Source organism: Candidatus Effluviviaceae Genus I sp. (assembly GCA_016867725.1).
In the GTDB taxonomy this organism is placed as follows: Bacteria; Joyebacterota; Joyebacteria; order Joyebacterales; family Joyebacteraceae; genus VGIX01.
The window spans coordinates 1-3,194 of record VGIX01000086.1 but is presented as its reverse complement, the minus strand read 5'-3'; the positions used below and the strand labels follow the sequence as shown (position 1 = coordinate 3,194).

Here is a 3,194-nt window from a genome sequence, read left to right as displayed (position 1 = left end):
TGTGCCCGTGGCGTCCATTTCGTCCGACGCGGCGCTCGCCCCGCGGGACTCCGTGACGCTCACGCTCACCTGGTCGTCACCGGCGCCCGGGTACCACACGGCCGTGCTGACCCTCGAGTGCGGCCACGACGAGAACCCGAACGACAACGCGCGGCGCACGAGCTTCACGGTCGGCGGGTTCGGCGCGCTCCTCGCCGTGAACGAGATCATGTACTCACCGGCCGACAGCGCGACGGAGTGGCTCGAGCTGGTGAACGCGTCGGGAGAGACGGTCAGGATGGACGGCTGGCTCGTCGGCGACGACCGGGTCGCGCAGTCACTTCTGGTTGACTCGCTCCTCGTCGTGCCGCCCGGCGGGTTCGTCGTCGTGGCGCAGGACACAGCGCTTCTCCCCGGCACCCCGGCCCCGCTCATGGAGATGCTGCGATGGATGGCGCTCAGCGCCGACGATACGGTCGTGCTCCTGGACCGCTACGGGACGGTGATGGACCGGGTGTCCTACAGCCACAGGTGGGGGGGCGCGCGCGGCGTGTCGCTCGAACGGGTGAGGCCGGACCTCTCGCCGGACGACCCGGGCAACTGGGGAAGCTCGGTGTCGCCTGCGGGAGCGACGCCCGGCAGGGTCAACAGCATCCACATCGCGGCGTTCCCCTCGGCGGGGAAGCTCACGGTGTTCCCCAACCCGTTCTCACCGAACGGCGACGGGCGGGACGACCGGGTGGCGGTGGTCATGGAGCTCCCCGTCGCGCACGCGGTGGCGCGGCTGACGGTGTACGACGTCCGCGGCCGCGCGCGGGCGGTGCTCATGGACCACGAGCGCGTGGCGAGCCTCCACGAGGTCCTGTGGGACGGGACTGGGTTCGACGGCGGCCTGCTGCCGTCGGGGCTGTACGTGATGTGCCTCGAGGCGCTGAACGCGCGGGACGGGATTCTCGTGACGGCGAAGGCGGTCGTGGGGATTGTGAGGTAGGGCCGCGCGGCGGGTCGCGGGTCGTGGCCGCCGTCGGCGCGGCCGTCGCGGTCGCGGCGGTCGTCCTCGCTCTCGCCCGCGAGCCGGCGGCGGCCGCGTTCGAGCTCGAATGGCCCGACGCGCGCGGCGCGGCGCTCGGCCGGACGGGCCCCGGCGGCGCAGCGGAGGCCGCGGGCTGGCTGTTCGAGACGCCGTCGGACACCGCCGCGGCCGCACGGGGCCCGCGTTGGTCCGCGTCGTTCTCGGGCGGCGAGCTCTACGGGCTTGCGGAGGCGCGAGGGGCCGCGGCGGAGGCGGGCGTCGCGCGCGACGACACCCGCGCCGCGGTGCGCGCGGCGACGCTGGGTTCGCGCCGGTACGAGGAACGCACGGTCGCGGCCGAGGTCGGACGGCGCCTGTCCGACGATCTGGCATGCTGGCTGCGCGTGCGCGTTCTCGGCATCGCGGCGGAGGGGTACGACGGCCTGTGGTCCTGCGCGGTGGACGCGAGGATCGCGCGGCGCGCGGCAGGCAGGCTCGTGCTCGCGGCGGGCGTCGAGAACGCGGGTGGCGCGCGGATCGGCGGTTCGCCGGTCGCCACGGCGGCGGGCGCGTCCGCCGCGCTCGCGCTCGACGGAGCGACGCTCGAGGCCGGTGTGCGCGCCGAGGCGGGGCTCCCGGCGTCGTCCTCGCTGGCCGTCGAAGCGGCCGCGGGCGCGTGGCTTCGCGTGCGGGCGTCGGCGACGAGCGAGCCGGGGACGGTCGGGCTTGGGATCGGGATCGGACGCGAGGGCGGCGACCCGGCGGAGGCGCTCCGGCGCCCGGTCGTGGACGCCGCGTGGACATGGCACCCCGAACTGGGAGTGAGCACCTTTGTCACGGTTCGCTTCGGCCGCTAGGGCTCTGCTTGCGGCCTCGATCGTGGTTGCCGTCGCGTCGCAGGCGCTCCCGGCGCGCGCGGACGGAGCGCCGTCATCGCCGGACGATGTCGTCCAGGCGCCGGAGCCGGGCGATGCGCTCGACATCGCCGCCGCGCTCGAGGCGGCCGGCGTGTTCGCATACGACGGCGAGCCCGCGGGTGACGTGGGAGCGCTTGCGGACGACCTCTTGCGGGAAGCGGCCGCGTTCCGTGAGCACCCGCTCGACGTGAACTCGGCGCCCTTGGGAAACCTCCTGCGACTTCCGTTCCTGGACCCCGGCGCGGCGCTCAGGATCGTCGCCGCGCGCGCCGAGGGCGGTCCGTTCGCGACGACCGAGGAACTGGTGGACCGCGGGTGCCTCTCGCCGGAGGCGTACGCGCTGGTCGCGCCGTACGTCACAGCAGTGGCGCCGCGCGACGCGGTGGCCGGGGCGGCCGGCAACGCCGGCGCCCGGACGGCGCGTGCTGCCGGCAATGCCCGCGCTGCCCCTGCGCCGGCCCTCCGCTGGAGCGCGCTCGTGCGCGGCTCCTCCTCGTCCACGGTCGCTTCACGCGCTCCCGGGTCGTTCGCACGGCTCAGGGCCGCGCACGGGGACCGCCTGCGACTCGGGCTTGCGTGCGAGCGTGACCAGGGCGAGGCGTCGCTCGCGGACCACGCGGCGCTCGGCGCGGAGTGGCGGCCGGTGGAGGGACTGCGGGTCGGGGTCGGGGACCTCGGGGTCGCTTGGGGGCAGGGCCTCGTCGCCGGCGCGTCCGGCATCGCGTCGGTCGCGGGCTTCCCGCGGCGGAGCGAGCGGCTCCGCATCTACGACGGGGCGTCCGAGTCCACGGCGCGGCGCGGCGCGTACGCTGAGGCGGAGCGCGGCATCCTCCGCGCGCAGGTCGTCCTCGCCCGCACGCGGCTCGACGCCGGGCTCAACGCGGAGGGACTCGTGAGCTCGCTTCGCGCGAGCGGGCTGCACAGGACCGACGGCGAACGCGCGGGCCGGGACGCGCTCGAGGAGGAGCTTGTCGCGGTCCGGCTCACGCTTGCACCGCGGCCCGGCGCGCGGTTCGCCGCCACCGTCGCGAGGTTCAGGTACGACCCGGCGTTCGCGGCGGGGGATCCGGAGCGGCAGCGGTTCAGGTTCGCAGGAAGCGCGCTGCGGCTCGGGGGCGCTGACGCGCTCCTGCGCGGCGAGCGGTGGCAGGTCGGCGCCGAGGTCGCCGCGACCGAGGACGGTGCGGCGGCGTGGGCGGGAGCCGCGAAGGCGTCGCTCGGGCGCGCGGCCGTGGCGTTCGGGGCAGCGCGCTTCGCGCCGGACTACTGGAGCCCGCTCGGGTCTG

The 3,194-nt window shown here is 76.0% G+C and carries 3 protein-coding genes; all 3 read left to right on the top strand.

Annotation, left to right across the window (positions count from 1 at the left end):
• The coding region (locus FJY74_09650) for a lamin tail domain-containing protein (GenBank protein ID MBM3308576.1) at positions 1–970 on the top strand (970 nt) is incomplete at its 5' end.
• Positions 971–993: 23 nt separating this feature from the next.
• Entirely contained in the window at positions 994–1,848 is an 855-nt protein-coding gene (locus FJY74_09645) for a hypothetical protein (protein MBM3308575.1), read from the top strand.
• Positions 1,823–3,194, top strand: a 1,372-nt coding sequence (locus FJY74_09640; protein ID MBM3308574.1) for a helix-hairpin-helix domain-containing protein, incomplete at its 3' end; no start/stop codon positions are given. The genes FJY74_09645 and FJY74_09640, both read left to right, overlap by 26 nt.